The sequence below is a fragment of the Pectobacterium brasiliense genome (genome assembly GCF_016950255.1).
In the GTDB taxonomy this organism is placed as follows: Bacteria; Pseudomonadota; Gammaproteobacteria; order Enterobacterales; family Enterobacteriaceae; genus Pectobacterium; species Pectobacterium brasiliense.
Genome location: NZ_JACGFN010000002.1, coordinates 186,580 through 211,800, shown reverse-complemented (window position 1 = coordinate 211,800; position 25,221 = coordinate 186,580). Strand labels below are relative to the sequence as shown.

The 25,221-nt window shown below is 49.7% G+C and carries 24 protein-coding genes, 1 tRNA gene and 1 pseudogene; 12 read left to right on the top strand and 14 right to left on the bottom strand.

The features are described from left to right. The first annotated feature begins 74 nt into the window (after positions 1–74). Positions 75–1,457: an ATP-dependent RNA helicase DbpA gene (gene dbpA / locus H4F65_RS15530; RefSeq protein ID WP_010681633.1), complete on the top strand. Its 1,383-nt coding sequence runs from the start codon at positions 75–77 to the stop codon at positions 1,455–1,457. A gap of 60 nt (positions 1,458–1,517) precedes the next feature. Further along, complete coding sequence (locus tag H4F65_RS15525; protein ID WP_010681632.1) at positions 1,518–2,102, top strand: alpha/beta hydrolase; 585 nt, start codon at positions 1,518–1,520, stop codon at positions 2,100–2,102. 82 nt (positions 2,103–2,184) lie between these two features. Here H4F65_RS15525 and H4F65_RS15520 read toward each other — a convergent pair whose 3' ends face one another. After that, entirely contained in the window at positions 2,185–2,724 is a 540-nt protein-coding gene (locus H4F65_RS15520; protein ID WP_010681631.1) for a hypothetical protein, read from the bottom strand. Positions 2,725–3,249: 525 nt separating this feature from the next. On the opposite strand from H4F65_RS15520, the gene H4F65_RS15515 reads away from it, so the two are divergent. The 3 genes from H4F65_RS15515 to H4F65_RS15505 all read left to right on the top strand — a co-directional run bounded on the left by H4F65_RS15515 (position 3,250) and on the right by H4F65_RS15505 (position 5,426). Next, positions 3,250–3,516 carry a hypothetical protein gene (locus H4F65_RS15515; RefSeq protein ID WP_010681630.1) on the top strand — a complete coding sequence of 89 codons (267 nt, stop codon included), beginning with the start codon at positions 3,250–3,252 and terminating at the stop codon, positions 3,514–3,516. A 125-nt stretch (positions 3,517–3,641) separates the two neighbouring features. Continuing rightward, positions 3,642–4,403, top strand: coding sequence for a hypothetical protein (locus H4F65_RS15510; RefSeq protein ID WP_039319984.1), 762 nt, complete (start codon positions 3,642–3,644; stop codon positions 4,401–4,403). 231 nt (positions 4,404–4,634) lie between these two features. Then, the gene (locus H4F65_RS15505; protein WP_010681628.1) at positions 4,635–5,426 is read left to right on the top strand and encodes an NPP1 family protein; all 792 of its coding nucleotides are present in this window, start codon (positions 4,635–4,637) and stop codon (positions 5,424–5,426) included. A 244-nt stretch (positions 5,427–5,670) separates the two neighbouring features. Here H4F65_RS15505 and H4F65_RS15500 read toward each other — a convergent pair whose 3' ends face one another. From H4F65_RS15500 to H4F65_RS15490, 3 genes are all read right to left on the bottom strand, one after another. Beyond that, positions 5,671–5,856, bottom strand: a complete 186-nt coding sequence (locus H4F65_RS15500; protein ID WP_010681627.1) for a hypothetical protein — start codon at positions 5,854–5,856, stop codon at positions 5,671–5,673. 206 nt (positions 5,857–6,062) lie between these two features. Further along, positions 6,063–6,995: a hypothetical protein gene (locus tag H4F65_RS15495; RefSeq protein ID WP_010681625.1), complete on the bottom strand. Its 933-nt coding sequence runs from the start codon at positions 6,993–6,995 to the stop codon at positions 6,063–6,065. 418 nt (positions 6,996–7,413) lie between these two features. Further along, on the bottom strand, positions 7,414–8,601 hold the full coding sequence (locus H4F65_RS15490) for an MFS transporter (RefSeq protein ID WP_052051614.1): 1,188 nt from the start codon (positions 8,599–8,601) through the stop codon (positions 7,414–7,416). 82 nt (positions 8,602–8,683) lie between these two features. On the opposite strand from H4F65_RS15490, the gene H4F65_RS15485 reads away from it, so the two are divergent. Continuing rightward, on the top strand, positions 8,684–9,181 hold the full coding sequence (locus H4F65_RS15485) for an Lrp/AsnC family transcriptional regulator (protein WP_010681623.1): 498 nt from the start codon (positions 8,684–8,686) through the stop codon (positions 9,179–9,181). A gap of 108 nt (positions 9,182–9,289) precedes the next feature. On the opposite strand, the gene H4F65_RS15480 is transcribed toward H4F65_RS15485, so the two are convergent. From H4F65_RS15480 to H4F65_RS15460, 6 genes and pseudogenes are all read right to left on the bottom strand, one after another. After that, positions 9,290–10,093 (bottom strand): lysozyme inhibitor LprI family protein, encoded by an 804-nt coding sequence (locus H4F65_RS15480; RefSeq protein WP_010681622.1) that lies wholly within the window; start codon positions 10,091–10,093, stop codon positions 9,290–9,292. Continuing rightward, the gene (locus H4F65_RS15475) at positions 10,090–10,887 is read right to left on the bottom strand and encodes a lysozyme inhibitor LprI family protein (RefSeq protein WP_010681621.1); all 798 of its coding nucleotides are present in this window, start codon (positions 10,885–10,887) and stop codon (positions 10,090–10,092) included. Before H4F65_RS15475 ends, H4F65_RS15480 begins: the two co-directional genes overlap by 4 nt. Positions 10,888–10,909: 22 nt before the next feature. Further along, the gene (locus tag H4F65_RS15470; RefSeq protein ID WP_010681620.1) at positions 10,910–11,530 is read right to left on the bottom strand and encodes a hypothetical protein; all 621 of its coding nucleotides are present in this window, start codon (positions 11,528–11,530) and stop codon (positions 10,910–10,912) included. Positions 11,531–11,793: 263 nt separating this feature from the next. Then, a pseudogene (locus H4F65_RS21925) lies at positions 11,794–11,910 on the bottom strand (Arm DNA-binding domain-containing protein); the annotation flags it as partial. Between the two features lie 176 nt (positions 11,911–12,086). Then, positions 12,087–12,161 (bottom strand) — tRNA-Arg (locus H4F65_RS15465). A gap of 76 nt (positions 12,162–12,237) precedes the next feature. Then, the gene (locus tag H4F65_RS15460) at positions 12,238–13,176 is read right to left on the bottom strand and encodes a formate/nitrite transporter family protein (RefSeq protein WP_039319989.1); all 939 of its coding nucleotides are present in this window, start codon (positions 13,174–13,176) and stop codon (positions 12,238–12,240) included. A 414-nt stretch (positions 13,177–13,590) separates the two neighbouring features. On the opposite strand from H4F65_RS15460, the gene mlaA reads away from it, so the two are divergent. The 3 genes from mlaA to H4F65_RS15445 all read left to right on the top strand — a co-directional run bounded on the left by mlaA (position 13,591) and on the right by H4F65_RS15445 (position 16,967). Then, on the top strand, positions 13,591–14,352 hold the full coding sequence (gene mlaA, locus H4F65_RS15455; protein ID WP_010287060.1) for a phospholipid-binding lipoprotein MlaA: 762 nt from the start codon (positions 13,591–13,593) through the stop codon (positions 14,350–14,352). 362 nt (positions 14,353–14,714) lie between these two features. Then, positions 14,715–16,298 carry a malate dehydrogenase (quinone) gene (gene mqo / locus H4F65_RS15450; protein ID WP_010287057.1) on the top strand — a complete coding sequence of 528 codons (1,584 nt, stop codon included), beginning with the start codon at positions 14,715–14,717 and terminating at the stop codon, positions 16,296–16,298. 288 nt (positions 16,299–16,586) lie between these two features. Beyond that, positions 16,587–16,967, top strand: a complete 381-nt coding sequence (locus tag H4F65_RS15445) for an SDR family oxidoreductase (RefSeq protein WP_236146225.1) — start codon at positions 16,587–16,589, stop codon at positions 16,965–16,967. Between the two features lie 176 nt (positions 16,968–17,143). Here H4F65_RS15445 and fadL read toward each other — a convergent pair whose 3' ends face one another. Further along, positions 17,144–18,445, bottom strand: coding sequence for a long-chain fatty acid transporter FadL (gene fadL, locus H4F65_RS15440; protein ID WP_039319992.1), 1,302 nt, complete (start codon positions 18,443–18,445; stop codon positions 17,144–17,146). 388 nt (positions 18,446–18,833) lie between these two features. Here fadL and H4F65_RS15435 point away from each other — a divergent pair, with 388 nt between their 5' ends. Continuing rightward, entirely contained in the window at positions 18,834–19,130 is a 297-nt protein-coding gene (locus tag H4F65_RS15435) for a YfcZ/YiiS family protein (RefSeq protein WP_010287787.1), read from the top strand. Positions 19,131–19,233: 103 nt separating this feature from the next. On the opposite strand, the gene H4F65_RS15430 is transcribed toward H4F65_RS15435, so the two are convergent. Both H4F65_RS15430 and H4F65_RS15425 read right to left on the bottom strand, forming a co-directional pair. Then, on the bottom strand, positions 19,234–19,998 hold the full coding sequence (locus tag H4F65_RS15430) for a class I SAM-dependent methyltransferase (RefSeq protein WP_010285130.1): 765 nt from the start codon (positions 19,996–19,998) through the stop codon (positions 19,234–19,236). Continuing rightward, positions 19,991–20,479, bottom strand: coding sequence for a MarR family winged helix-turn-helix transcriptional regulator (locus H4F65_RS15425; RefSeq protein ID WP_010285129.1), 489 nt, complete (start codon positions 20,477–20,479; stop codon positions 19,991–19,993). The genes H4F65_RS15430 and H4F65_RS15425 overlap by 8 nt, the downstream gene beginning before the upstream one ends. 212 nt (positions 20,480–20,691) lie before the next feature. On the opposite strand from H4F65_RS15425, the gene fadI reads away from it, so the two are divergent. Both fadI and fadJ read left to right on the top strand, forming a co-directional pair. Next, positions 20,692–22,005, top strand: a complete 1,314-nt coding sequence (fadI, locus tag H4F65_RS15420) for an acetyl-CoA C-acyltransferase FadI (RefSeq protein WP_010285126.1) — start codon at positions 20,692–20,694, stop codon at positions 22,003–22,005. Then, positions 22,002–24,218 (top strand): fatty acid oxidation complex subunit alpha FadJ, encoded by a 2,217-nt coding sequence (gene fadJ / locus H4F65_RS15415; protein ID WP_010285124.1) that lies wholly within the window; start codon positions 22,002–22,004, stop codon positions 24,216–24,218. The genes fadI and fadJ overlap by 4 nt, the downstream gene beginning before the upstream one ends. Here the strand turns inward: fadJ and H4F65_RS15410 are convergent. Next, positions 24,211–25,218 (bottom strand): Csu type fimbrial protein, encoded by a 1,008-nt coding sequence (locus H4F65_RS15410; RefSeq protein ID WP_010285122.1) that lies wholly within the window; start codon positions 25,216–25,218, stop codon positions 24,211–24,213. The two genes, fadJ and H4F65_RS15410, sit on opposite strands and share 8 nt — an antisense overlap. Positions 25,219–25,221: the final 3 nt, after the last annotated feature.

The following is a 25,221-nucleotide window of genomic DNA, read 5'->3' as shown; positions in this document are numbered from 1 at the left end:
GATTGCGGCATATCTGCGCCGCTTTTTAGCGCGGCGTCACCTTTCGTTATCTCGTCCCTGGTAGAGTAATCACTGTGAGTACAACCTCTTTTTCTTCCCTCGCGCTGCCCGCAGAGCAGTTATCCAATCTTAATGAACTGGGCTATACCGACATGACGCCCGTTCAGGCGGCGACGCTGCCAGCCGTTCTGAGCGGCGCAGACGTGCGGGCCAAGGCGAAAACCGGTAGCGGTAAAACGGCGGCATTCGGCATTGGGTTGCTGGATCGTATTGTCGTGAGCGACTTTACCACGCAGGCGCTGGTGCTGTGCCCGACGCGTGAGCTGGCCGATCAGGTCAGCAAAGAGCTGCGCCGTCTGGCTCGTTTTGCACAAAACATTAAGATTCTGACACTGTGCGGGGGTCAGCCGATGGGGCAACAGCTCGATTCGCTGGTTCATGCTCCGCATATTGTTGTCGGGACGCCGGGACGTATTCAGGACCATTTACGCAAGCAGTCGCTGTCTCTGGATAGCCTGAAAGTGCTGGTGCTGGATGAAGCGGATCGCATGCTGGATATGGGCTTCACTGACGCCATTGATGATGTGATTTCCTACACGCCGTCCGATCGCCAAACTCTGTTATTTTCCGCTACGTATCCAGAAGAGATCGAACAGATTAGCGCGCGCGTTCAGCGTCAGCCGCAACGTTTTGAGATTGCAGATGGTGTGGAAGAGTCGGCTATTGAACAACGTTTCTATGAGACGACGAAAGATCAGCGCCTGCCGCTGTTGATTGCCATTTTGGGCCATTATCAGCCTTCGTCCTGCGTGGTGTTCTGTAACACCAAGCGTGACTGCCAGAGCGTATTTGATGCGCTGGACATGCGCGGGATTAGCGTATCCGCGCTGCATGGCGATCTGGAACAGCGCGATCGCGATCAGGTTCTGGTGCGTTTTGCTAACCGCAGCTGCCGTGTGCTGGTGGCAACCGACGTTGCCGCTCGCGGCCTCGATATCAAAGAGCTGGAGCTGGTGGTGAATTTTGAGCTGGCTTTTGACCCTGAAGTCCACGTGCACCGCATTGGCAGAACGGGCCGCGCGGGTACGAAAGGTCTGGCTGTCAGCCTGTGTACACCACAGGAAATGAACCGCGCTAATCTGATTGAAGACTATCTCGGTATGCGCATTAAATGGACATCGGCGGATGAAATTAGTCGCAGTGGTGAGGTTGCGCTCGAACCAGAGATGATGACGCTGTGCATTGATGGTGGCAGAAAAGCCAAAATCCGTCCCGGCGATATCCTCGGGGCGTTAACCGGTGATGCAGGATTAACGGCAGCGGAAGTGGGGAAAATTGATATGTTCCCGATGCATGCTTATGTCGCTATCCGTAAAGCCAGTGCTAAGCGTGCGTTGCAGCAGCTCCAGAAAGGCAAAATCAAAGGAAAAAGCTGCAAGGCCAGATTGTTAAAGTAACCGGTGGCTGATATACCAGAAAGAAGGGGCACGGGTAACTGACAGGAGTGTTAAGGGCGGATGCAGACAACAGAAATCGAGCGGCGGCTAACGGAAGTGAGCCAGAAGCTAACGATGGTGCTGGTGCCGGGATTGCGGGACAGCGATGACGAACACTGGCAAAGCCATTGGGAACGGCGTTTCCCTCACTGGCACCGTATACGCCAGCGGGAATGGTATCAGGCCGATCTGGATCGTTGGGTGTTGGCGATCCGCCGTGAGCTTAGCGTCTGTACTCAGCCTGTGATTCTGATCGGCCATAGCTTTGGCGCGTTGGCTTCCTGTCATGTGGTGCAGCAGGGTCAGGAAGGGATTGCTGGTGTGATGCTGGTGGCCCCTGCTGAGCCGATGCGCTTTGAGATTGACGATCGCATTCAGGCTGCACCGCTGTCGGTTCCGACGCTGACATTTGCCAGTCATAACGATCCGTTGATGAGTTTCACTCGCGCCCAATACTGGGCGCATGCGTGGGATAGTGAACTGGTTGATGTCGGTGAGGCGGGGCATATTAATGCAGAAGCGGGATTTGGTCCCTGGGAATATGGTCTGACAAGATTAGCTGAGTTTTCAGAGACGCTCATTAATCGGCCAGTTTCCATCAAGTAGTCATATTACATTATTAAGATAACGTTATATTTTTCTTTAATGCCAGGGCAATGAATAGCGTTGTCTTGGCATCTATTTTTTATTAAGCCAGCTCTTCCTGATCGCCTGAACCATGCAGCATTTCCTGAATCTGCTGATAAACTTCGGCGGCAGACAAATTGCTATATGACGTTTTGCTCTCAAAATGTAATACCTGTTCGCCACCGGAACTATGAAGTGCGCCCATAAGTGCCAGGTCTTCTTGTGTGATGCGCTGTCCGGTAAAAGCATCGAACATTTCAGAATTACCATCTGGGTACTTAACCACGGAAATGAGCTTGCCGTTGTACAAAGGAATACCCGTCATCGCCAGCGAATATTCGGTAGCGGCTTTCTGCTGTGCTTTAACCTGTTCAGGTGGAGGAGCATCTTTCTCTTCAGCGGCACGCTTCTTTTGAGAAGATAGCGTGACTTTGGTGCTCTCGTTCGAGCCCGGCATATTTTGAGAGTCGGAGTTTGCTGATGTATCGGTTTTATTCCCCGGGCTGATAGCGGCAACGACAGTCGGGTTAGCCGCTGCGCCAATCGGAGGCATGGTTGCCGGGGTAGTTGTATTCACGAGTTGAATATCTGGAATCACCACAGTATAACTCCTTCTTATATCTATTTAGTGCTGGTAATGGTTTTACCAGTGAGTTACTTCAGTGTGTTAAAACCACATACGTTAATACCGCACTCGTTGAAATTGGGGTCACCAACACAAGCAGAATAATTATCTTCCTTGGAAGATGAATCAGTCTGCTAGAGATACTTTCCTACTATTCAACAATATGACGTTAACGAAATGGTTCAGTGAGAACACAGTTAATGTAAAACAGTATTTATGCCAAACACTATTTATGCAAAATGCAATTGCATTAAAAAACACCCTATCGTAAAAGGTATCGGCTGTTTTTTCTGCTTCATTAATATCCAAAATGCATAAGATTTAACTTTTTGATTACTAATCGTGCGAGCTTATGTGACCAAATCGCTTCATTTTTTAAAAACATAAAACTATCAAGGTATTAGCGTGACGTAGTGATATCCCTTGCCACGTATGTGCTCTACAAGCGCGGGGGAACGCGATACACTGTTTTCCCTGTCTTTTCCTCTGTTAAGAAGCGCTATGCCTAGCATTAAACTGACGGTTAACTATTTGTATCGGCAAGCCGGTGAAACGCGCGAAGCCTCACAGGCAACGGCTCGCGTTTTTGTTGGTGATGAGCTCATCGCCACCGAGGTGATTACCGGGATGACGGAAAGCCCAGTCGAGAAGTATTTGCACCACTCAGGGCGAGAGGCGCAGGCCGTACGTGTCGAGTGGGATTGCGAAGGCACAACATCCATGACGGTGTCTGAGGTGGAAATCTGTCCCTGCTGCCACCATGATTAGCCTGATACGCTAAGCCGTTTTTGAACGATCCGGCTTCATGATTGACACGCTAAAAACATAGTGTGAGTTGCAGACAAACCAACGCATAAGCAGCCTGAAGTATGACGGGTAGACAAGGTGAATGTATGAGAGCAGCGGTATCAACCTTAATAGCCTGTGGACTATTGACGGCAGCATGGGGAGCGCAAGCCGGCTGGTATGTCGTGAGCAATTACGAAGGCCACATTGGGCCTTATCCTGTGCATTTTTCATTGCAGAAATACAGTATTGACCAGGATAAGAATCTGCTTGGGAGCTATTTTTACGATAAATACAGAGCGCCTATCCCTCTGTATGGACGGCTTTCGGATACCTCGCTCGAAATCTGCGAAATCCATACCCCGCAGGACTATGATAAATATATCGTTCAGGGCGTTAAGTCCGGCATCGATATGACGCACTGCCCGTTTAAATTGACCGAGATAGGGGAAGAGCTCCGCGGCGAGTGGTCAAACGGAAAGGCGCGTTATGATGTTAGCCTACGGCGTGTGGCATCCTTTGACGATAGCGAGCAGCCCGCCAAAGTCGAAGGGCAGGTCGATATTCCATTCTGGGGACAAACGTCGACTCACAGTTTTGTCGGCGTGTATCAAAACAGTGATACAGGCATGGTTGTGGAGGGTATCAAGGCGATTAACAAGAAGAGCGGCAATGTCGATCAGCTTCTCCAGCCTGATTTTCAACAATGCCAGTTTGGCTTTTTCATGACTCCGGTTTATATGAATATTGAAAATGGCGGAGATAATCGCAGTATCATGCTGAACTGCTATTCCCACGGCGGAGGCGATATTCTGTTGGAATACCGTTTTGATGCGGCAAGCCAGCGTTATGATGTGGTCGGTGAGTAAAAATTCTAACAGATTAGGATTGTTAGCGATTTTTAATATATAAATCCCCTGCATTATTTTGCAGGCTAAATATATTGGTGTTCATTGTTGGAAATAAATGATTTTTATTTCCACTCCTTTCTTGTTAAAAGTAATTCCGCCTTCATTTTTTATCAATATTACGTTTTATCCTCATTGTAACTGCAAGGGTACGAGCCCATAAAAGGGCTATTTTCTGCTAAAGGAGTGAAAATGCTTTCAGGAAAGAAAACGATCATGGCGATATCCATATTATGTGTCGCTTTTTCTGCGCATGCGGATAATTTCTCTAAGTTGGATCAAGCGCTACCGTCAGGTATTAATGCGCTTGCGATTGCGCCGGTATTTGATTTCGACAGTGATGGTTGTCTGCCCAGTGCCGGGTTTAGCCGAGGTGGGGTACAAAACGGTGGTTTGAAGCCGACAGGAAGTCTGACGGGTGGATGCCGATGGGGTAACTTTCTCGAGTCGTCAAATACATTACACCGATATGCCTGTGTTGATTCCGGTGGTTCTCGCTATTGTGGTAGCTTCTATGCGCTCTATTTCTTAAAAGATCAGGTGTTGGGCGGTTTGAACACGGGTCATCGCCATGACTGGGAGCATGTTGCCATCTGGACTAAAAACGGGGCGGTAACACACGGTAGCTTCAGTGCGCACGGCAAACTGACGACGGAAGCCGCAGCGAATATCGATAAGCAGGGCGGTCGCCTGAAATTTGTGTACCACAAAGACGGTGCGTTAACGCATGCTTTCCGGTTTGCCAAAACGAATGAACAAGCGGAAAACCCTTACGGCAACTTTGTGACGCCGGATATTGTCAGCTGGTATGCGATGTCGGGTGACGGTATCAGTAACGAAGAGCTGCGTAACCGATTAAATGCGTTTGACTACGGTTCCGCCTCTATTCCGCTTAAAGACAGTAATTTCCTGACTAATCTGAATAATGGCCGGCCGGCCGGTTATCCAGAATTTACGGCGGCCAGTCTAACCGCGTCGAAATAATTATCATAAGAGAGGTATAGTCAGATATACCTCTCTCTATTTTCGCATTTCCTGCCGAGTATTTTCCGATATATGGGGGTAAATTGATTTTGATAATAATCAGGGGCGAACTGTCCCTGGAATGATGCCAACCTCTTTACACCACCATTTATACTACGACATTCAGCGTGCATAACCCGTTTAGACAAATATAAGATTCGCCTTCTTATTCTGATGATGTTGGCATATTTATACTGTGATGCGCTTAGCTTTTTATTCGCTTCTCGTCGAACTGTTCATGGCAATATTCATCATTGATGTCGTCCACGATCACAAGTGCCGTTAGTGCAACATTGCGCAGGGTTTCAAGTTCGGTTGAATCGTCGCAACTGGTCATTAGATCAATAATTCCCCGGAGCATGGTCAGCTTTACTTCGATCCCTTTCTTCACTTACCTGCCTCCTGTTCCAGCGATTCGCGGGCTTCAACATGGATATCGCTGATGATACCGATAGGGGCAGTTAGTTGAGAGGAAAGAACTATAGAGGGGTGAGTCATTTGCTATCTCCTGTAGGGGGTTGCGGTCTACAGGAGAATTGTGTCAATGCTATGTCGCTGGTGGGGTAATCTTACAAAGATAAAATGCAATATTACGATTTATTCTATTTCAGACAGCCAGTTTTCGATGGTGACTCCGCTAGGGCAGTAAAGGCTTTTTGCCTCCAAATCGGTTCTAATTTGTGCCATCTTTCCATCGATATGTTTTCTCGGATTTTCAGCGACATCCGCGCCATACATCACCGTGAGGAGATTTTTAATAAACTTGGCTTGAGCATTCTCAGTTTTCTTTGACTGTTTTGGTGTTTTTGTCACTGGAGTCGCATTGAGCACCTCAACTAACTTATCCAGATTGGCCGTTCGAGCAACAAAATAGATATCATCTGGCACAGATGGCGCGGGAATATATCTCATGTGGGCATCTGCATCCCACATGCTAATCGTGCTGAGGTTTTTGAATATTTCGATAATGTTATTGAAGGCTGGATGATTGGCATCCCCTGCGGCTTCCGCGGCTCGGTAAAGATCCTCAATCTCATCGTCAACGTCGATAAAATGCTGGAGTTGGTAAAGACCTGATGGACCAGCAGAGATGGTTACACCTCGAATGATGTCTTGCTTTCTTGATGGCTTGGGGAGTCCAAGGCTCTTACAGTATTGTTCTTCAGCAAATAAGCGCTCAATACCTAACAGCGGCGTGTCTTGTACCCCACTCAGGCTTGTTATCTCATTGCTTGTTGCGATAGCAAAGTCTATTTCACGATCTGGGGAGAATGATTCACCAATATATATCCCCCAGTTTTCACGTACATACACTTCCACATTCGTAGCTGTTTCAGCCATTTTTACTCTTTTTATTTCAACCTTTTTGGCGATCTTAGGTGATTGTAGGTTTACTGATAAAATCAGATGCCCATCCAGAGCAAATCGTAAAATATCTGTTATAGCTACTTGCTCGTTGATTTTTCTTTCGAGGTATTTCGCTGACTCGTCGAGACTGAGCCATTTCCGTAAATTGTTCAACTTTGACAAAGGTGTTCCCCGTTACCTTCCTCCCTATTTTTCAACTGGCACCAACCGATGAGGTATCGGCTTTTGGAACGATCCTAGATGCCAGTTTAGCTATTCTATCATGCAGTTACTGCTTGGCATTATCTTGGTGTCCGTTTCCTAAAATAAACTAGGCGTGTATTTTCATCGTTCTTTGGGGCGCTCATCGAGTCGGCATACTATTAAGATATTTCCCAGCGTCCATGCGGATATTGGGCGTGGTTGCAGGCGCAGCGAATAGAAGGTTTATCAAGGTGGGTAAGCGGAGTGTTAATCCATGCGATATTGGAATTGCGGAAGCCGTACCGGGGGCAGCACTGACCTTGTCTGACGGCACACATTCAGTGTGCCGCTACAAAAATATCCTGCTGGATAAGAGATGGGAATGTGTTAATGCCATTCAGCGTTTGCTGGCTGTTCGAATTTGTACTGTGAACAGGATGGAAATCACCACGAAACCGACCGCCGCATATAATACGGTTGTATAACCCCAATGTAGGTAGAGTGCACCAAAAAGCGTATTCCCGATAAAGACGGCTAAATAGGTAACCGCACTGTTAAGCCCCATGATTGCACCGCGTTTCGACGTATCGGTTGTGTTTAATCCGGTGATCAATAAATTGACGCACAGGTGGTTAGCGGTGCCAAGGAAAAGCATCAGAATGCAGATAACGGGCAGGCTATTTCCTGACAGGGCGAAAGTGAGGTACACCGCGGCTACCGTAAGGAATGAGGCTGGCATAGCCACTTTGGCATTCACTTTGCTTATCATCGTATCCAGAAAAGCCGCTGAGCCAAAACCGATACCGTAGCAAAGCGCAATCAGGCCGTTGGCACTGAGCGGCTGATGCAGTGCATTATAGAGATAGTCCCCCAGGTAGCCGTAAACCCCGTAAAAGGCGGTCATGAACCCGCCGCACGCAGCCAATAGCGGTTTCACACCGGGCACGCTCAGTGCTGCAAGCGGCGATGATGAGGCTCGCGTGACATTTTCATCCTGGTTACTCAGACGGGAAAGGATGACGATAGCCAAAATGGCAAGTGCGCCGATCCCCAGATAAACGACACGCCAGTGAAACTGTTCTGCCAGAATCGACGCGAGTGAAACGCCAGCGACAAGGCTCAGCGTCCAGCCGGTAAGAACGACGCCCGTTGTTTTACTTTCCAACCCCCTGGGCGCGATAGCCGCGGCGGTGGTGTAAATCGCCGGAATTGCCACGCCGGATGCAATACCGGCAATGAGCTGGCTGGCTATCAGCCATTCGACGGAAGCAGCACTCGCGCTGGAAAGCAAGGCAACGACCAGCAGGAGCATCGCGTTCTTTAACATCCTGAAAGCGCCGAATCGATCGATGTATCGTGCCAGAAACAGGGCGCTAAGCGCCGTTCCCAGGCCAAATGCGGCCGATGCCAGCATGACTGATTGTGCGGTGCTCTTGAAGGATGTGGCTATCTCGGGAGCGATAGGGCCCAGGAGTAACGAATTGGATCCAATCACGCCGATACAAAACGTCAGGACATAAGCCGCACCAGGGACACGAAGCGTGCGTGAGTTGGCATGACATTCGGCATGTTGATGTTGTGACATTGAAATTTCGCTTTTTGCTTAATATGATTCGGGTAAAATACTATTAACCAAACAACATTCGTTTTAAACAGGGAATGAGAGAATGAAAATAAATAAAGATGACATTAAGCAAAAAGTCATTCCTACACGGGATATTGATGCAACTGACCGAAGATTATTAAGGGAACTGGTTGATGATGCCACGTTGAGCTATGCCGAGCTGGGGGAAAAGGTTGCGCTTTCAGCGCCCGCCGCGCATGAACGGGTCAAGCGGCTTCGGCGCGATGGCGTGATACGAAAAACAGCCGCGTTGCTCGATCCTGTCGCGATAAAAAAGAATCTTCTGGCATTTGTTCACGTTGACACCAGCGGCTGGGGCGTTTCATCAGAATTGATGGAGATAACGCGCAATTCTGATGTTGAAGAGGTGCATTCGGTTGCTGGCGATGCGGCACTGATCCTCAAGATCCGCACGGAAGACGCGCAGTCGCTGGAAAAGCTCCTGTTTCAGCTTTACGCGGTGCCGGGCGTAAGCTCAACGCGTTCGTATATTGTGCTGTCTACCTATCTTGAGCGCCCTGTACAGCCAAGCGATAGCTAATTCGCTGACGATTTGGCAGCGTCACGTCGGGTAAACTGAGCGAGAGGTTTATAGTCAGGCCATTGCTAAAACAGTAGGCAATAGCCTGAGGCAATATCAGTGTGACTATCACCCTTCGCTTGGATCTAAACTGGATATTTGTTCACTCATCATTGCATTATGGCAGCGATAAGCATGAATCTGTTCTTTAATTGAAAGATTATTCGTCTCTAAGGATTCAGCATTGCCGCACTTTTTATTTCTTTCTTTAACCCATGTTGCTTGAGAGGCGTGGAACTTACTTTTTATATCTTCAGGTGCGTCTTCCAATATTCCATATACGTCGGTGAAAAAGAAAAGATATTGTTCCTTTTCACTTTCAAGCGTTTTATCTTGTGCGGTTTTTGTGATTTTTTCGGCATTTTCACTGAGCCAGGCAACGGCATAAATCGCTTTGGATAGGGCATCATAGGATTTTTTTTCTACTTTTATTTCCTTTTCATGCTCGAGAACACTGAGATCGTAGGCAAATGACGGAATGATGATCTTGTCATCACTGAGCCTATTACCTTTGCTTTCCCCTGTGTTAGTAAAAAGGTTATTGCTAATTTTACCCATTTCATCCTTTGTGTACAAAAGATCGTCTTCATTAAGAATGATGTCGATAATCTCCTGACTTACGGGAATTTCAACCCGCAGGCTACACGAGAATGCTTTTCCCCAGCGTGGCTGAGTTGATATTTTAGAATAAATCACGTTCACAGTATCAACAGATTGAGAAGGGGACTTATAGAACATTTCTTTTGCACGGTCGGCAAACGTTTTTTTAACGGCTTCAACCGCGTTGGGATCGCTGCATTGAAAGTCGTCCTTCGCATATGCTGACGTGCAAGTAAAGATAATTCCAATCATGACATAGAGGAGCTGTTTCATTTCTTGTCCTTGTTTTCAGTCAATCCAAGCTGCACCAGCCTTTCCCTGGTCATCTGCTGTTGGCAGGTATAAATTTTTGCCTGATCTTCCATTGAGCGGTTGTTATTCGCGATAGTTTCTATTGCACCACATTTTTTATTTTTGTTTTTTATCCATTGCCGTGCATCTTCTTTCAGCTGCCCCTTAATATAATCGGGCAGATTACTCCAGTAAGCATTTAACGCACTATCAGCCTCTCTGAATTCGACAATGGCTTTAATATATTTAAAACGTGGTGATTGTTCTTCCAGCCTTGCTGCATTTTCTTGTAACCAGGCCAAGCCATAAAGTGTGCGTGAGACTGACTCATCGTGTGGATACATAATATTGGTTTCTTGCTGATTATCAGCAATATGAACATTATAATAAACACGGTCTAATACGATGTATTCATCACCTTTTTTGTGTAGGTAAAGATTGGAACGGTAAATGCTTTTTGCTTTAGGATCTCCATTCTCCAGAATAGGATAGTACTTTAAAAAATTTTCCACATCGGATGGGATTTTTATCTTGGCCTTGCCAAAGCAGCTTAGATTATTTTTTGTTTTAAGTTTTGTGATAATGATGTCATATTCAAATTCAATTTTTCTAATTGTCTCTAAAGATACACGATCGTTGATGGGCTGTGCTTTCTCTTGATCTTCTTTGATTAACGACTGAATAACAAGTGGACTACGACACACAAGATTATTTGCGTTAACATAGTGTGATGAAAGTATTATCAACAATAGCGATTTTATTATGATTTTTATCATTTTCAATTCCATTGAAATCATGTCAGCAGGACGCGCAGATTCGTTTATCTGAAGATGAGTAGGCGTTGGCACTGACCATCTTATAGCCGCCATTTATATTTGAGAATTGATAGATATAGGTTCGCTCACCTGCTTCTTGTTCAAGGTCTGGTGTCTCTTGGTTAATAAGTTTTTTGACTAGCCCTTTGAGGCCAGGAGGAGACACGATGTCCATCTGGATATTAATGATGCCTGATGACAGCGTATAGTAATTCATGACGAAGACTGATCCTGCATCCGTGTAGGATTTTTCAAAATATTTTTCTGACGGCGGGAGATTTTTTATTTCTTGCAGAAATGAAGTAAAGGCCGATTTTCCATTTGAACCATTGAAGATAAAGCTGGAGTCAGATTCCAGTTTTGGCATTATTTCGTTGTTTTTATAACTTACTTTATCTTTTTTCGCTATGTTTACACCATAGCTAGCGGGAATAAAATAGGAATTAGTGAGTTCAATAAATTGATTGTAATCCTTCTGTGACAATTTACTCTTTTGCAACACCTTGGTGAAATCTGTCACAAAAGTGGGGAAGTCTTGCGCATGTGCCGCGCTGGAGAGAAAAAGAAAAGGTAAAACGACGCTTTTTATATAACTCCGTTTCATAATAAACACGCATTCCTTACAAATAGTGAATAAATCCTCTTGATATTATAAGGTTATTCATGGTTGTAAGTATATATTGTTTGTTATTCAAACGGTTGTTGGCGCTTGACGGGGCGGCGTTTCATTTTTAATGCAATATCATCGCTATCAACGACCTTAAAACCTACGCGTTGGTAGAGCATTATCGCTCTGTTGCCGTTCAAAACACTCAGCGTTACGGGGACGGTGGCTTCATCTGCCAGTGCGCCGAATCATCAGCGATAACGCCAGTATTTAGAGCCGTTAGATTGGACCAGAAGGTGCATACCATTTCCGTCAGTCAGTTTGACGGACTTCTCAGCCGGTTTCGCATTTCTGACCTTTGCCTCAGTGAGTGCCATAGCAAATCTCCCACAGTGATGGTATCTGCATTATCGAACTTACCATGCCAACATTCATACCAACAAAACAGCGTGGATGCCGGTAAAACTGAGTAGAGTGCAGTAGACTAGATTTTTTTAACTTTATGAATAGAATGGAAAAAATAGACTTTTATGGACGTTCGTGGGCGAGATTATGGTGTCCCCGACTGGAATCGAACCAGTAACTAGCCCTTAGGAGGGGCTTGTTATATCCGTTTAACTACGGGGACATGAAGCTCAGCTATTATACGCATTTTCACTCTGAGAATAAGCACTTAACGGCGCGTTTGCTCAAAGTGTCGGCAATCAGCGTTTCTGCCGATGTTCTTTTCCCTCATTCTCATGCGCCTTCTGACGTTTACCGTGCGATGCACGACTCATATCGTTGCGGATTTGCGCATGGCTGATGAGTGCGAAAATAAAGGTGCCGCCGATGATATTCCCCGCCAGCGTGGGCAGAGCAAACGGCCAGATGAAGTCTTGCCAGGGAATATGGCCAATAAACACCAGATAGAAAATTTCTGAGGCACCGGCCACGATGTGGGTGAGGTTACTGAAGGCAATCATCCAGGTCATGATGATGATAATCCACAGCTTGGCGGAGTAAGCGCGCGGCAGCATCCAGACCATAGTGGCAATAATCCATCCAGAGACGACGGCATTGGCGAACATCTCCGTTGGTGAGTGCTTCATGACCTTCATCGCGATGTCGACCAAAGCCACCCGCGTTTCGCCATCAAAAACGGGCATGTAGGTAAAGGCGAGGGCGGCCAAGGCTGTACCAATCAGGTTGCCAGTCAGCACGACAAACCATAACCGGCCGAGTAGGTAGATATTGCTGCGTGTGGGCTTATGCATGATGGGAAGCACGGCCGTGACCGTGTTTTCGGTGAACAGCTGCTGGCGTGCCATGATGACAATCACAAAGCCGATGGTGTAACCGAAGCACTCCAGCAGAAAGCCGCCGGGTACGCCAACCAGATGGTTGTGGAGCATACCGACCGCCATGAATGAGGTTCCCATAGAGATCCCTGCCGCAATCGCCGACCACAGTAACGCTATGGCATCGCGTTCCAGCTCCTTTTGCCCTTCCTGACGAATCTCTTCATGGATCGCAGCGGCGGGGGAAGGCAAGTGATCTTCATCTACATCGATCGCTTTTCCCTGTGTGCTTTCCTCACTCTCTACCGCCACGTCCTTGTCTTTCTCTTGCTGGATTTGTCTGGATTCTGAAGGTGGATTCATAGTGATTCTCTCGACGAGTGGGCCGGTTATTGTCTGGGTAACGCTACTGGCGTGAGGGGTAATCACCGACAACCCCGATGATAAGCGTAGTCAGTTTTTACAATATGGGATGGCGCAGTGCGACTCACTGATTTAGGCTGGCGGTGCTATGCTGTGAGGGGAACAAGGGAATACCGTACTGTCGCCCACGCTGGAGCGCGTGTCGTAACGATGCCGCGTGTTGTCCCCATAAGAAAAATGGTAAACCTCTGAAAATGCAGTAATGCGTAAGCCAACGTAGCGATGGAGCGATAAAATGTTACACTGTTGGCCGATATCCCGTCCTTGTCGCTCAGCCTGATAGGCTGGGGCTGATACTGGGAATACCCATTTTCGGTCGCGGGTATAGCACACTATAAATCAGGGAGAACAGATATGAATTACCGCCTGAGTGGGGTGGTGTTTGCCAGCGTGTTACTGATCGGTTGCGCCAGTTCCGGGGATCGAGCTCAAGAAGGACGTTCTGATCCGCTTGAAGGCTTTAACCGTACCATGTTCAGCTTTAACTATGACGTCCTGGATCCTTATCTGCTGCGTCCTGCGGCGGTGGCCTGGCGCGATTATGTGCCGACGCCCGCGCGTAACGGACTGGGGAACTTCTTCAGCAACCTGGAAGAACCTGCAACGATGGTGAACTACTTCGTTGAAGGCAAGCCGTATAAAGCGATGATTCACTTTAACCGCTTCTTCCTGAATACCTTGCTCGGGATGGGCGGCCTGATTGACGTGGCCTCAATGGCGAACCCGAAACTGGCGAAAGAAGAGTCTCGCCGCTTTGGTAGCACATTGGGTCATTATGACGTGGGCTACGGGCCTTATCTGGTGGTACCTGGTTACGGCAGCGTGACACCTCGTGAAGACGGCGGTGGCGTAGTGGATACGCTGTATCCGATGCTGAGCTATCTGACGTTCTGGATGTCCGCGGGTAAATGGGCTATCGAAGGGATAGAAACGCGAGCACAGCTGTTGGATTCCGACGGTCTGTTGCGTAACTCTTCCGATCCATACCTGATGGTGCGTGAAGCCTACTTCCAGCGGCATGATTTCCTTGCCAGTGATGGACAACTCACCCCGCAGAAGAACCCGAATGCGGCAGCGATTGAAGACTCGCTCGACGAGATCGATTCAGAGAAATAGTGTCGCGTCACATCGCTCATTTCACAGGCACCTGCGGGTGCCTTTTGCTTTTATAAAACACTGCTAAACTTACTTTTACCATGATGATTCTGTGGTTTGTTTCTTAAAAGTTATGGCATTGTTGTCCATTTATTTACTTACTAAAATTTATTTCCTTCCGTCAGATAACAATAATGCTACGTCGTTAACCGCTATCGATGCTCATCATGATTGAAATGTGTCTGCACGCTGATTTTTTTGTTAGCAAGGTGATTAACAAAAAGGTCATAAGAATGATGCCTTTTACGGATGATGGCGTGGTCGTGTGTTAATGAATGCCCGGAATTCTATTTACCTGCACTTATAAAAATAGAGATATAAGCATGAAAAAACTACTTGCTATGTTCTTCTGCCTCAGCGTGGTGGTTAGCGCCCCACTGGCGATGGCTGAAGAGGCTAAAACGACAGAGAAGACAACGGATGTGGTACTGATCGGCGGGGGCATTATGAGCTCTACGCTGGGCGTGTATTTACAGGAGCTGCAACCAGACTGGTCTATCGACATGGTTGAGCGAATGGATAATGTGGCGGAAGAGAGCTCGAACGGCTGGAATAATGCCGGTACGGGTCACTCTGCTTTCATGGAACTCAACTACACGCCGGATAATCCCGACGGCCCAATCAACATCAGCAAAGCGCTGGAAATTACCGAAGCGTTTGAAGTCTCGCGCCAGTTCTGGTCCTATCAGGTGAAAAACGGCGTGCTGAATAATCCGCACTCTTTCATCAATAGCGTGCCGCACATCGCCTTTGTCTGGGGTGATGAGAACACCGCGTTCCTGAAGCACCGCTATGATGCGATGCAGCACAGCACGCTGTACCGTGGCATGGAGTTCTCTGACGATCCCAATACGATCAAAGAGTGGGCGCCGTTGGTGATGGAAGGTCGCGATCCGGCTCAGAAAATTGCGGCGACTCGTATGCCTATCGGTACCGACGTGAACTACGGTGAAATCACGCGTCAGCTGGTTGGCGCGATGAAAACCAAATCCAACTTTGCGCTGCACCTGAATTCAGAAGTGCGTGATATCAAGCGTAATGCGGATAACACCTGGAGCGTGACTTACGCCGATCTGAAGAACGGCGAGAAAGAAAGCGTGATTAAGGCGAAGTTTGTCTTTATCGGTGCGGGTGGGGCGGCGTTGCCGTTGTTGCAGAAATCCGGCATTCCTGAGGCCGATCTGTACGGTGGTTTCCCGGTTGGTGGCGAATTCCTGGTGACAGAAAACCCGGAAATCGTGAAGCGCCACATGGCGAAAGTTTACGGTAAAGCCTCCGTCGGTGCGCCACCGATGTCTGTTCCTCATCTGGACACCCGTATTTTTGACGGTAAGCCAGTTCTGCTGTTCGGACCGTTTGCTACGTTCTCCAGCAAGTTCCTGAAAAATGGTTCGCTGTGGGATCTGATCGGTTCCGTGACGTTCTCCAACGTGATGCCAATGACGCACGTCGGTCTGGATAACTTCGATCTGGTGAAGTATCTGGTTGGTCAGGTCATGATGGATGACGACGATCGTTTCGCCTCGCTGCAGGAATACTTCCCGAACGCGAAGAAAGAAGACTGGAGACTGACGATTGCTGGCCAGCGCGTTCAGGTTATCAAGAAAGATGATGACAAAGGCGGCGTGCTGAAGCTGGGTACGGAGATTGTCAGTTCACAAGATGGTTCGATTGCCGCGCTGCTGGGTGCCTCTCCGGGCGCGTCTACCGCCGCGCCGATTATGCTGAGCCTGCTGGAAAAAGTGTTTAAAGATAAAGTTGCGACGCCAGAATGGCAGGGCAAGCTGAAAGAGATCATTCCCTCTTATGGTCAGAAGCTGGACGGTAATATTGAGATGACCAATAAAATCCGCAGCTACACCAGCAGCACGCTGGACCTGGACTATATTGAGGTTAAGCCTGAGTAATCGGGGTTAGCTGGAAGTCACAATGTCAGGCCGCGAAAGCGGCCTTTTTTGTACCTTCAAGCCTAATGCGAACTAGCGATTGTCGGTGTTGAGTCCAGGGATCCTGGAAAATGCTTCTGCAATGAAGTCCATGAATACCATGGCTCGCTTTGGTAGCAGGCGATTGGCAACATAGAGAAACTGGATTGGCACCGGCGGTGCTTCGTAGCCGCAAAGTACCTGACACAGCCTGCCGCTCTCGACATTAACGTCAAGGGGCCGTATTTTCTGATCCAGTCACTATTGCCGGTGTTCGCCAATCCCGCTTCAGTCGTACTCAATACATCGATTAGTACGCATGTAGGATCGAGCCGCTCCTCCGTTTATTCGGCGACCAAAGCGGCTTTTCTTAGCCTGTCAAAGACGCTGTCGAGCGAACTGATGGCACGCGGCATTCGCATCAACGCGGTTAGCCCCGGGCCAGTCGATACCCCACTGTATGACAAACTTGGTATTCCCGATACCTATCGCAAACAAGTCAACGAGGAGATCGTCAAGAGCATTCCTTCCGGCCGTTTCGGTACGGCGGAGGAGATTGCCAAGGCGGTGTTGTACCTGGCTTCAGATGAGTCCCGATGGACCATCGGTAGTGAGATCGTCGTGGATGGCGGGCGTCTCTTGAACGACTGATTCGACATTACGATGTTCGTGGATTGTTCATCATTAGCTAATCACTACGCCAGTAAGACAGAGACAAATGCCTTATGATGAGCAATAAAAAAGCAGGTAAGTTGCCTTACCTGCTTTATCACGTTCTGACTGATAGCAATGAGAACGCGTGCTTTATTTAGAAACCTATACGTTATTTAGAACGCATAGTTAAAGTTCACGCCGTACAGCCAGGCTTTACCTTTGGAGCTGAAGTTGTAGCGTGGGGAGCCCGCTCTATCAGAGATAGGTTCACTGATATCAACCTGCTTACCATGCATGTAAGACACGCCAACATCCACAGACGCGTCTTTATTAAAGGCATAGGTGGTGCCTGCGCTTAACCAGAAACGATCCTGATCGGGGATGGAGATCGAACGTTTGTCGGCCGGTACTGGGCTGTCATCAAACGCGATACCGCCACGGAACGTCCAGTTATCGTCATGATAGTAGGTAGTACCGAGTGCGATACGGTAAGCATCACGGAAGCTTTCATCTTTATGGAACAGAGTCTGACCGTTGCTGCCTGTTGCTTTCAGCTCCTGGAACTGGCTCCAGCTGGTATAGGTCAGGCTGTAGTGAACCGCCCACTTCGGTGCCACGCGGTGGTAAGCAGAGGCTTCCCACATCTCCGGTAGATTAAGCGTTAGCTTACCGGGAACGGTTGCACCACCAGTACCGCCAGCTGCTGTTGGGAGATTGTTGCTGTAATCACCGTTAAAGTCGATATCGACTTTAGAACGATAAGTCAGGCCAAAGCGATTATTTTCATCGACTTCATACAGCAGGCCTGCGTTCCAGCCGTAACCCCACTCTTTACCTTCCATACGGGCCAGCTCAGAAGACGGGCCAGCAACGACTCCCTGTGCTCCGCCAGCAGCGGGAGGAATATTCGCGAGTTCACCTGCTCGACGGACAATTTTGGCATCGGCATAAACGGCGTTAACCCCTAAACCAAAGCTGAAATGTTGGTTCAGGCGATAAGCGGCGCTCAGGTTCAGGTTTGATGTCAACAGGTCGGTCTGTCCGCCGATAGAACCTGCGGCATAGTTATCATTGAATTCCGTTGCTAAGCCATAGTTGGTGGTGGCAGAAGCGCCAACCGCCCACTGCTCATTCAGCGGCATGATGAAGTGTAGGTTCGGCACCCAGGCGTGCGGCGCAATATTTTTGGCGCTGGTATCTTGCCCGGTCAGGGAATTTTTCCCCTGAACATCAATATCCGGGTTGATATAGGTGACACCACCGGAGAAAGACGGGCGGTCAAACATGGTCATGGTCGCCGGGTTACGGCTGCCGGAAGTCGCGTTGTCGGCTACAGCACCTTCACCAGAAAACGCACGTCCCAGACCCGATGACGAGTATTCATTTAGCTGGAAACCAGCTGCTGACACATTTGCTGAAAACAGGGCCACCGCAACAGCAATTGTGGATTGTTTGAACAGGTTTTTCTGGCTCATGACCAAAACCTCTTTATATGCTTGTTATTTAACGTTGTTACACAAGGTAACAAGGGACGCGCATTGTAGGGGGCGCACTCAGCCTGACAAATCAGACCAGTTGCCAAAGTATAAGTGGGGAATACGACAATGTTGCGACTATGTATTAAGAATATTTCTAAAATGATGCAAAATTTAGATCTGCTTAACGTTTTGGTTAATTTGTGTGAAGAGATATTACGCGGTCTTTACTGTCATATAACACCGTAATGTGATTGATATCACTAAAATTACTGGTCAGCATGAAGTGCTGGCACTGCTTCGGGATGAGGGAGTAAAATATAAGGAAGCTAAAAATATTTGAACTGGATCAAATCTCCCGCGTCTTAAGCCTCAAGAGGAAAGTAGCATGACGAACGTAATCAACAAATGCAGTGCTGAAGAAACCGCAGCCTGCTGCTGTGTCGATGTTGGCACAATTATGGATAACACGGATTGCACGGCGTCTTACAGCAATGTTTTCGGCGATCGTGCTGAGGCGGAAGCGGCACTGGCCGCCCTGACGGAAAAAGCGCGTGCGGTAGAGTCTGAACCTTGTGAAATCGCTAGCACGTTGGAAGAGGTAGACGGCGGCGTTAAACTGGACATCGATTTCACGTTCAGCTGTCAGGCTGAAACGATGATTTTCCAGCTCGGCCTGCGTTAAATCTTCCTCTGGCAGGCATTGCGTTATCGCATCGCCTGCCTGACTCACTTTATTTCCCTTCATTTCCTTTCGTTGTTTCTATCCACCACTGTCGGTGGTGTCGTTACTTTTCAATTCTCCCAATGCGCATGTTAATCGGCCATAGAATCGGTCGGCATGTTGTTGGCGTTCCCCAGAGCGTCGCGATGTCTTCATAAAAACGGCGCAGCATTTCCTCTCGTCCTGCTTCTCGGGCGCTGGCGACGGCAGACCAGGTTGAAATATAACCAATAAGGGCGTCTAACGGCCATTCAAGCTGGATGTTAAGAGGTGGTGCGGCGATCTCATCAAAAGGGAAGGGGATATCCCGATATCCGTTATCCACCAACTGACGTTCGGTAGGCCAAAACGGACCAATCTCTTCGTAATAAAACTGACGAAATCTGTCGTTCAGATCGTCATCAAGCTGCATAACGCCATAGCTGATGAGGGCCAGTATTCCCTGAGGGACTGCCACTCTGCGGACTTCCTGATAAAACGCGTCTAGCTTGAACCAGTGCGCGGCCTGCGCTGCGGTAATCAAACTGTAAGTGAGTGGCTGTTCGGGCAGCGCTTCTGCGGGGGAGCACGCGTAGTCAATACGATGATGTGCAACGGCGTTGCCTAACTGACTCGCGCTGGGATCGATACCTTTTACAGCGTCGAAATGTTCAGCCAACTGTCGTGTAAGCTGCCCGGTCCCGCATCCCACATCCAGCGCATGTTTGGTATCTGGTGCGAGACTGGAAAGGTATTCTGCCAGTTCGGGTGGATAGTGCGGTCGGTAGCGAGCATAGTTCTCCCCACCTGAGGAAAACCAGTTTCTGCTTTCTTCGGTTGTGTTAGTCATCTTTATCACCTGAGGCGTGTAATTCCGCACGTGCTATCTGTATGCGTTTCTCGAAGTCCTTCTGTTCCAGCGCAGACGCCAACTCCTCCAGCCCCTTCATCAGCGGCCAACCGGCATCTTTTTCAAGCTGTTCAATGGCGAGGAAAATGGCTTCCCAGCAGGTTTCCAACTGAGCAACGAGTTGAATGCCTGCTGGCGTCAGCCTGAGGGCAAATTTGCGCCCATCACTGAGCTGTTCGCGTACAAGAATGCCGTCCTGCTCCATTAACGCGACCGACTGGCTGATCGCCCCCTGGGTTAAGTGCGTGGACGCAGTGATGTCCTGCACGGTCTGAGCGCCTGCGGCCATTGCACGCAGGATAGGGGTAAATCGTGGACGATAATTGAGTGACAGGGCGCGGTAGTTTGCCTCCGAACCTTTATCAACCAGCTCAGCGGTATACCTCAGCAGTTCGCCCAATCCGGGTTTAATTTTCAACATCGCCTCCCTAGTTGGAATAAATACATTAGCGCTAATGTATTTTGTTGGCAAATGCCTTTGCGTAAATAATGTTGAGGGTATCGGGGCTGACAACGACATGTTCTTCACACTTTTGTGTTGCGCAGCTTTGCGTAATGTAACTATCTGGTTAACAATGAAATCAGGTCTGACCTGTTGTGCGCATACTTTATTTTCGGTTAACAGGAGCGTTTATGAGCGAGGTATTACCTCTGATAACCCGCCGTGGCGATCGCATTGCGTTCGTGAGCGGATTACGCACCCCATTTGCCCGGCAGGCAACAGCCTATCATGGCGTACCTGCCATCGAATTAGGGAAGCTCGTCACCAGCGAATTACTGGTTCGTACTGGGATCGATCCTGAATTGATCGAGCTATTGGTCTTTGGGCAGGTGGTTCAGATGCCCGAAGCGCCGAATATCGCCAGAGAGATTGTGCTCGGCACGGGCATGAGCGTGCATACCGACGCCTACAGCGTGTCGCGCGCCTGCGCCACTAGCTTTCAGGCGGTTGCCAACGTGGCGGAAAGCATTATGGCGGGGATGGTCGAAGTCGGCATTGCTGGCGGGGCGGATTCCTCTTCCGTGCTGCCGATTGGCGTCAGCAAAGCGTTGGCCAGAACGTTGGTGGATATGAACAAGGCTCGGACGCTGAGCCAGAAATTGAAACTGTTAAGCGGCCTGCGCCCGAAAGACCTGCTGCCAGTTGCGCCGGCCGTGGCGGAGTATTCCACCGGATTACGCATGGGCGATACCGCCGAACAAATGGCAAAAACCTACGGCATCACGCGTGAAGAGCAGGATGAACTGGCGCACCGTTCGCACAAGCTGGCGGCTCAGGCCTGGGAATCCGGCGTGCTGCGCGATGAAGTGATGACGGCTTACGTCCCACCTTATGACAAGGCGCTGAGTGAAGATAACAACGTGCGCCATGATTCTGCACTGGATCAGTATTCCCGCTTACGCCCGGCGTTCGATCGCCGACACGGTACGGTCACGGCGGCGAACAGTACGCCGCTTACGGATGGCGCGGCAGCGGTGTTGATGATGAGTGAATCCAGGGCGAAAAGCCTGGGGCTCACGCCGCTAGGTTACCTGCGCAGCTATGCATTCAGCGCCATTGGTGTGCAGCGTGATATGTTGTTGGGGCCGGCTTATGCCTCCCCGCTGGCGTTGGCAAGGGCTGGCGTGACGCTGGCCGATCTGACACTCATTGATATGCATGAAGCCTTTGCCGCCCAGACGTTGGCAAATCTCAAGCTATTTGCCAGCGATGAGTTTGCCCGGAATCAATTGGGTAGAAACGCCGCGCTGGGCGAGGTGGATCGCGAAAAATTCAATGTGCTGGGGGGATCCATTGCCTATGGACACCCCTTTGCTGCCACTGGCGCGAGGATGATTACCCAAACGCTGAATGAACTGCGCCGTCGCGGCGGCGGGCTGGGATTAACCACTGCCTGCGCGGCTGGCGGGCTGGGTGCGGCAATGGTACTGGAGGTGACGCCATGAACGATCAACAGCCTTTCTCCGTGATAACATCGTCTGCAACAGAAAAAACAGCGCACGTAACGGGAAGCCCGTCTGCCTTTTCCCTAACGATTCGGCCGGACAATATCGGTGTTATTTGCATTGATGTTCCTGGCGAAAAGGTAAACACGCTAAAGAGCGAATTTGCAGAACAGATTCTCACAGTCTTTGAGCAGGCGCGGCAGCATGCGACGCTCAGGGGGCTGATTTTTATTTCCGCCAAGCCTGATTCGTTTATCGCCGGTGCGGATATCACCATGTTGAACCAGTGCAGCAGTGCCGAACAGGCAGAAAATCTGGCGAAGCAAGGGCAGGAAACATTCGATCAGGTGGCCGCGCTCCCGTTCCCCGTGGTGGCGGCGATCCACGGTGCCTGTCTGGGCGGAGGGCTGGAGTTGGCATTGGCCTGCGACTATCGCGTCTGCTCGCTGGATGAAAAAACGGTGCTGGGGCTACCGGAAGTACAGCTTGGCCTCCTCCCCGGTTCAGGTGGAACGCAGCGGTTGCCACGGCTGATTGGTCTGGATAGCGCGCTGGATCTCATTCTGACCGGCCGCCACCTCCGTGCGAGTCAGGCGTTACGACAAGGGCTGGTTGATGAGGCCGTCCCGCACGATATCCTGCTGGAGACGGCAGTCGAGATTCTCAAAAAAGGAAAACGCAAAGCCGTGCCGCTGGGCTGGCGTTCGCGTTTGTTGAGCAGTCCGGGTATTCGCGATGTGCTGTTCAAAATAGTGAAACGCAAAACGCGTGCGAAAACACACGGCAACTATCCGGCCACGGAAAAAATCATTCAGGTGGTGCGTCGGGGCATAGAAAAAGGTCGTGAGGAAGGGTATCGGCACGAGGCGAAAGCGTTCGGCAAACTAGTGATGACGCCGGAATCGGCCGCGCTACGCCATCTGTTTTTTGCCTCTAATGCATTAAAGAAAACCTCTGGCGCGCCCGCTGAAGCGAAGCCGATCCACCGTGTCGGTATTCTCGGCGGTGGGCTGATGGGTGGTGGGATCGCCAGCGTGACGGCGACGCGCGGGCAGTTATCGGTGCGCATTAAAGATATCAATGAACAGGGTATCAACCATGCGCTGAAGTACAACTGGCAGCTGCTGACCAAACGCGTTCAGAGTAAGCGGATGAAGCCGACGGAGCGCCAGCGATTGATGACGTTGATTTCTGGCAGTACGGACTATCGCGGTTTTGAACATGCGGATATCGTCATTGAGGCCGTTTTTGAAGATCTGGCGCTGAAGCGGCAAATGGTGACGGAGATTGAAGAGCACGCTGCGCCGCATACGATTTTTGCATCGAATACTTCCTCGCTGCCGATCCATCAGATTGCAGAGGGCGCGCGCCGCCCGCAACAGGTTGTGGGTCTGCACTACTTTAGCCCGGTGGACAAAATGCCGCTGGTTGAAATTATCCCTCACGCTCACACCAGCGCAGAGACGGTGGCGACGACGGTGGCGCTGGCGAGAAAGCAGGGGAAAACTGCGATCGTCGTAGGCGACAGTGCCGGTTTTTATGTGAACCGCATATTAGCGCCTTATATCAACGAAGCGGCTTATTGCCTGCTGGAAGGGGAGCCGATCGAATCGATTGACTATGCGCTGGTGCGCTTTGGTTTTCCTGTTGGTCCGCTCGCGCTGCTTGATGAAGTCGGTATTGATGTCGCGACCAAAATTGTGCCAGTGCTGAGTGAAGAACTGGGCAAACGCTTCACCTCTCCACCCGCGTTTGATGCGATCCTGAAAGATGGGCGAAAAGGGCGCAAGAATGGGAAAGGGTTCTATCGATACAATAAAACACGCCGTTTCTGGCACGCGGGCAGGGAGGTAGACAGCTCGGTTTATCCGCTGCTGGATGTCACGGCGAAGGCCCATATCGACCCTGCGCTCATCAGCCAGCGAGCCGTGATGATGATGCTGAATGAGGCTGCACGTTGTCTGGATGAAGGCGTGATCCAGTGCGCACGCGATGGCGATATCGGCGCGGTATTTGGCATTGGCTTCCCACCTTTCCTCGGCGGGCCGTTCCACTATATGGACCGTTTGGGAGTGGAAACCGTCGTGAAAACGCTGCTGGTGCTGCAACAACAGTATGGCGATCGGTTCGCACCCTGTGAACGTCTGCTCGCGATGCGGGAAGGTCGACGGACGTTTTATCCGCCAACCGATGAAGACCAGGGCGCTAGTTGATCGTGACGTTAATCGTGACGGTATCTTTATACGCGCCTTCTGGCTTGCTGGCCTGACTTGCGTTAATGCGGGCGGTGTACGGGATACTCTGCGTAATCCCCGTCCCCGTCCCGCTGTAATCGTTCGTCTCGGTCCAGGCGATGTTCCCGGTGCGATAAAGTTGATATTGCATATAAGAGGGAACACCATTAACGGTGGCCATCATTCTGCGCCAGTTAGCATCGTCGGGATGGGTACTGACCAGCTTGACGGTATACGCCCCCAGCAGCGTACAGCGAACGCCGAGGCTATTGTTGACCGCCGCGAAATCGGCGGGGAATGCCGCAACACCAAAATTGATATTCGGCGCACTGGTGATCTGGCAATCGTTGGTAATGTTCATGGTGATATTGAGGATTGAAGTCGTTGAGCCTTCCTCATAAATGCACAAGACTATCCCTAATGAACAAAGTCGATAATCCCATTTTATAGTCACCGTATCGGTATAGGTACCGGCAGAAATGTTATTACCTGTACTGGTACGGATATAGATCGGTATAGAACCATCTGATGAATTGAACAGCCCTAATATCCCCAGAAAGGTGGTCTGGCTCCAGGTGTAGGTTGAACCGATGTTATAGAGTGTACCGCATCCCGAATCCATACACAGATTGTAAGGAACGTAATCTGTGCTCGTCCCACGACGCATCCGCATGGTGGTGCCGCTGGGATTACTATCGCTCTGTATTGTCGCGGTGATGGTATTAGTACCCGCTATACTCAGCAGACTTCCCGTACAGATGAATCCACTGCCTGATGTCACGATCTGGGGTGTTCCATTAACGCCGACCACGGAAGAAGCATAAGGTCCCAGCGTCGTGTTGCTAGGAGGGGTCGTGCAGGCGGCGTAGCTAAAGGGGGCGTAATACAGCGCCATCAGTATCAAGGCCAGACCCAGCCAACGGGCAGCTCGCCGATTGGCGGAGAAGAAGTGCTGGGTTTTTGGTATCGGGGTCAGCATCGT

Coding starts and splice junctions, on each gene's coding strand:
- H4F65_RS15435 (WP_010287787.1), top strand. CDS start 18,834: ATGACGAACGTAATCAACAAATGCAGTGCTGAAGAAACCGCAGCCTGC.
- H4F65_RS15490 (WP_052051614.1), bottom strand. CDS start 8,601: ATGTCACAACATCAACATGCCGAATGTCATGCCAACTCACGCACGCTT.
- H4F65_RS15480 (WP_010681622.1), bottom strand. CDS start 10,093: ATGAAACAGCTCCTCTATGTCATGATTGGAATTATCTTTACTTGCACG.
- H4F65_RS15475 (WP_010681621.1), bottom strand. CDS start 10,887: ATGATAAAAATCATAATAAAATCGCTATTGTTGATAATACTTTCATCA.
- H4F65_RS15460 (WP_039319989.1), bottom strand. CDS start 13,176: ATGAATCCACCTTCAGAATCCAGACAAATCCAGCAAGAGAAAGACAAG.
- H4F65_RS15430 (WP_010285130.1), bottom strand. CDS start 19,998: ATGACTAACACAACCGAAGAAAGCAGAAACTGGTTTTCCTCAGGTGGG.
- H4F65_RS15485 (WP_010681623.1), top strand. CDS start 8,684: ATGAAAATAAATAAAGATGACATTAAGCAAAAAGTCATTCCTACACGG.
- mqo (WP_010287057.1), top strand. CDS start 14,715: ATGAAAAAACTACTTGCTATGTTCTTCTGCCTCAGCGTGGTGGTTAGC.
- fadJ (WP_010285124.1), top strand. CDS start 22,002: ATGAACGATCAACAGCCTTTCTCCGTGATAACATCGTCTGCAACAGAA.
- fadI (WP_010285126.1), top strand. CDS start 20,692: ATGAGCGAGGTATTACCTCTGATAACCCGCCGTGGCGATCGCATTGCG.
- mlaA (WP_010287060.1), top strand. CDS start 13,591: ATGAATTACCGCCTGAGTGGGGTGGTGTTTGCCAGCGTGTTACTGATC.
- H4F65_RS15410 (WP_010285122.1), bottom strand. CDS start 25,218: ATGCTGACCCCGATACCAAAAACCCAGCACTTCTTCTCCGCCAATCGG.
- H4F65_RS15525 (WP_010681632.1), top strand. CDS start 1,518: ATGCAGACAACAGAAATCGAGCGGCGGCTAACGGAAGTGAGCCAGAAG.
- fadL (WP_039319992.1), bottom strand. CDS start 18,445: ATGAGCCAGAAAAACCTGTTCAAACAATCCACAATTGCTGTTGCGGTG.
- H4F65_RS15505 (WP_010681628.1), top strand. CDS start 4,635: ATGCTTTCAGGAAAGAAAACGATCATGGCGATATCCATATTATGTGTC.
- H4F65_RS15470 (WP_010681620.1), bottom strand. CDS start 11,530: ATGAAACGGAGTTATATAAAAAGCGTCGTTTTACCTTTTCTTTTTCTC.
- H4F65_RS15515 (WP_010681630.1), top strand. CDS start 3,250: ATGCCTAGCATTAAACTGACGGTTAACTATTTGTATCGGCAAGCCGGT.
- H4F65_RS15510 (WP_039319984.1), top strand. CDS start 3,642: ATGAGAGCAGCGGTATCAACCTTAATAGCCTGTGGACTATTGACGGCA.
- H4F65_RS15425 (WP_010285129.1), bottom strand. CDS start 20,479: ATGTTGAAAATTAAACCCGGATTGGGCGAACTGCTGAGGTATACCGCT.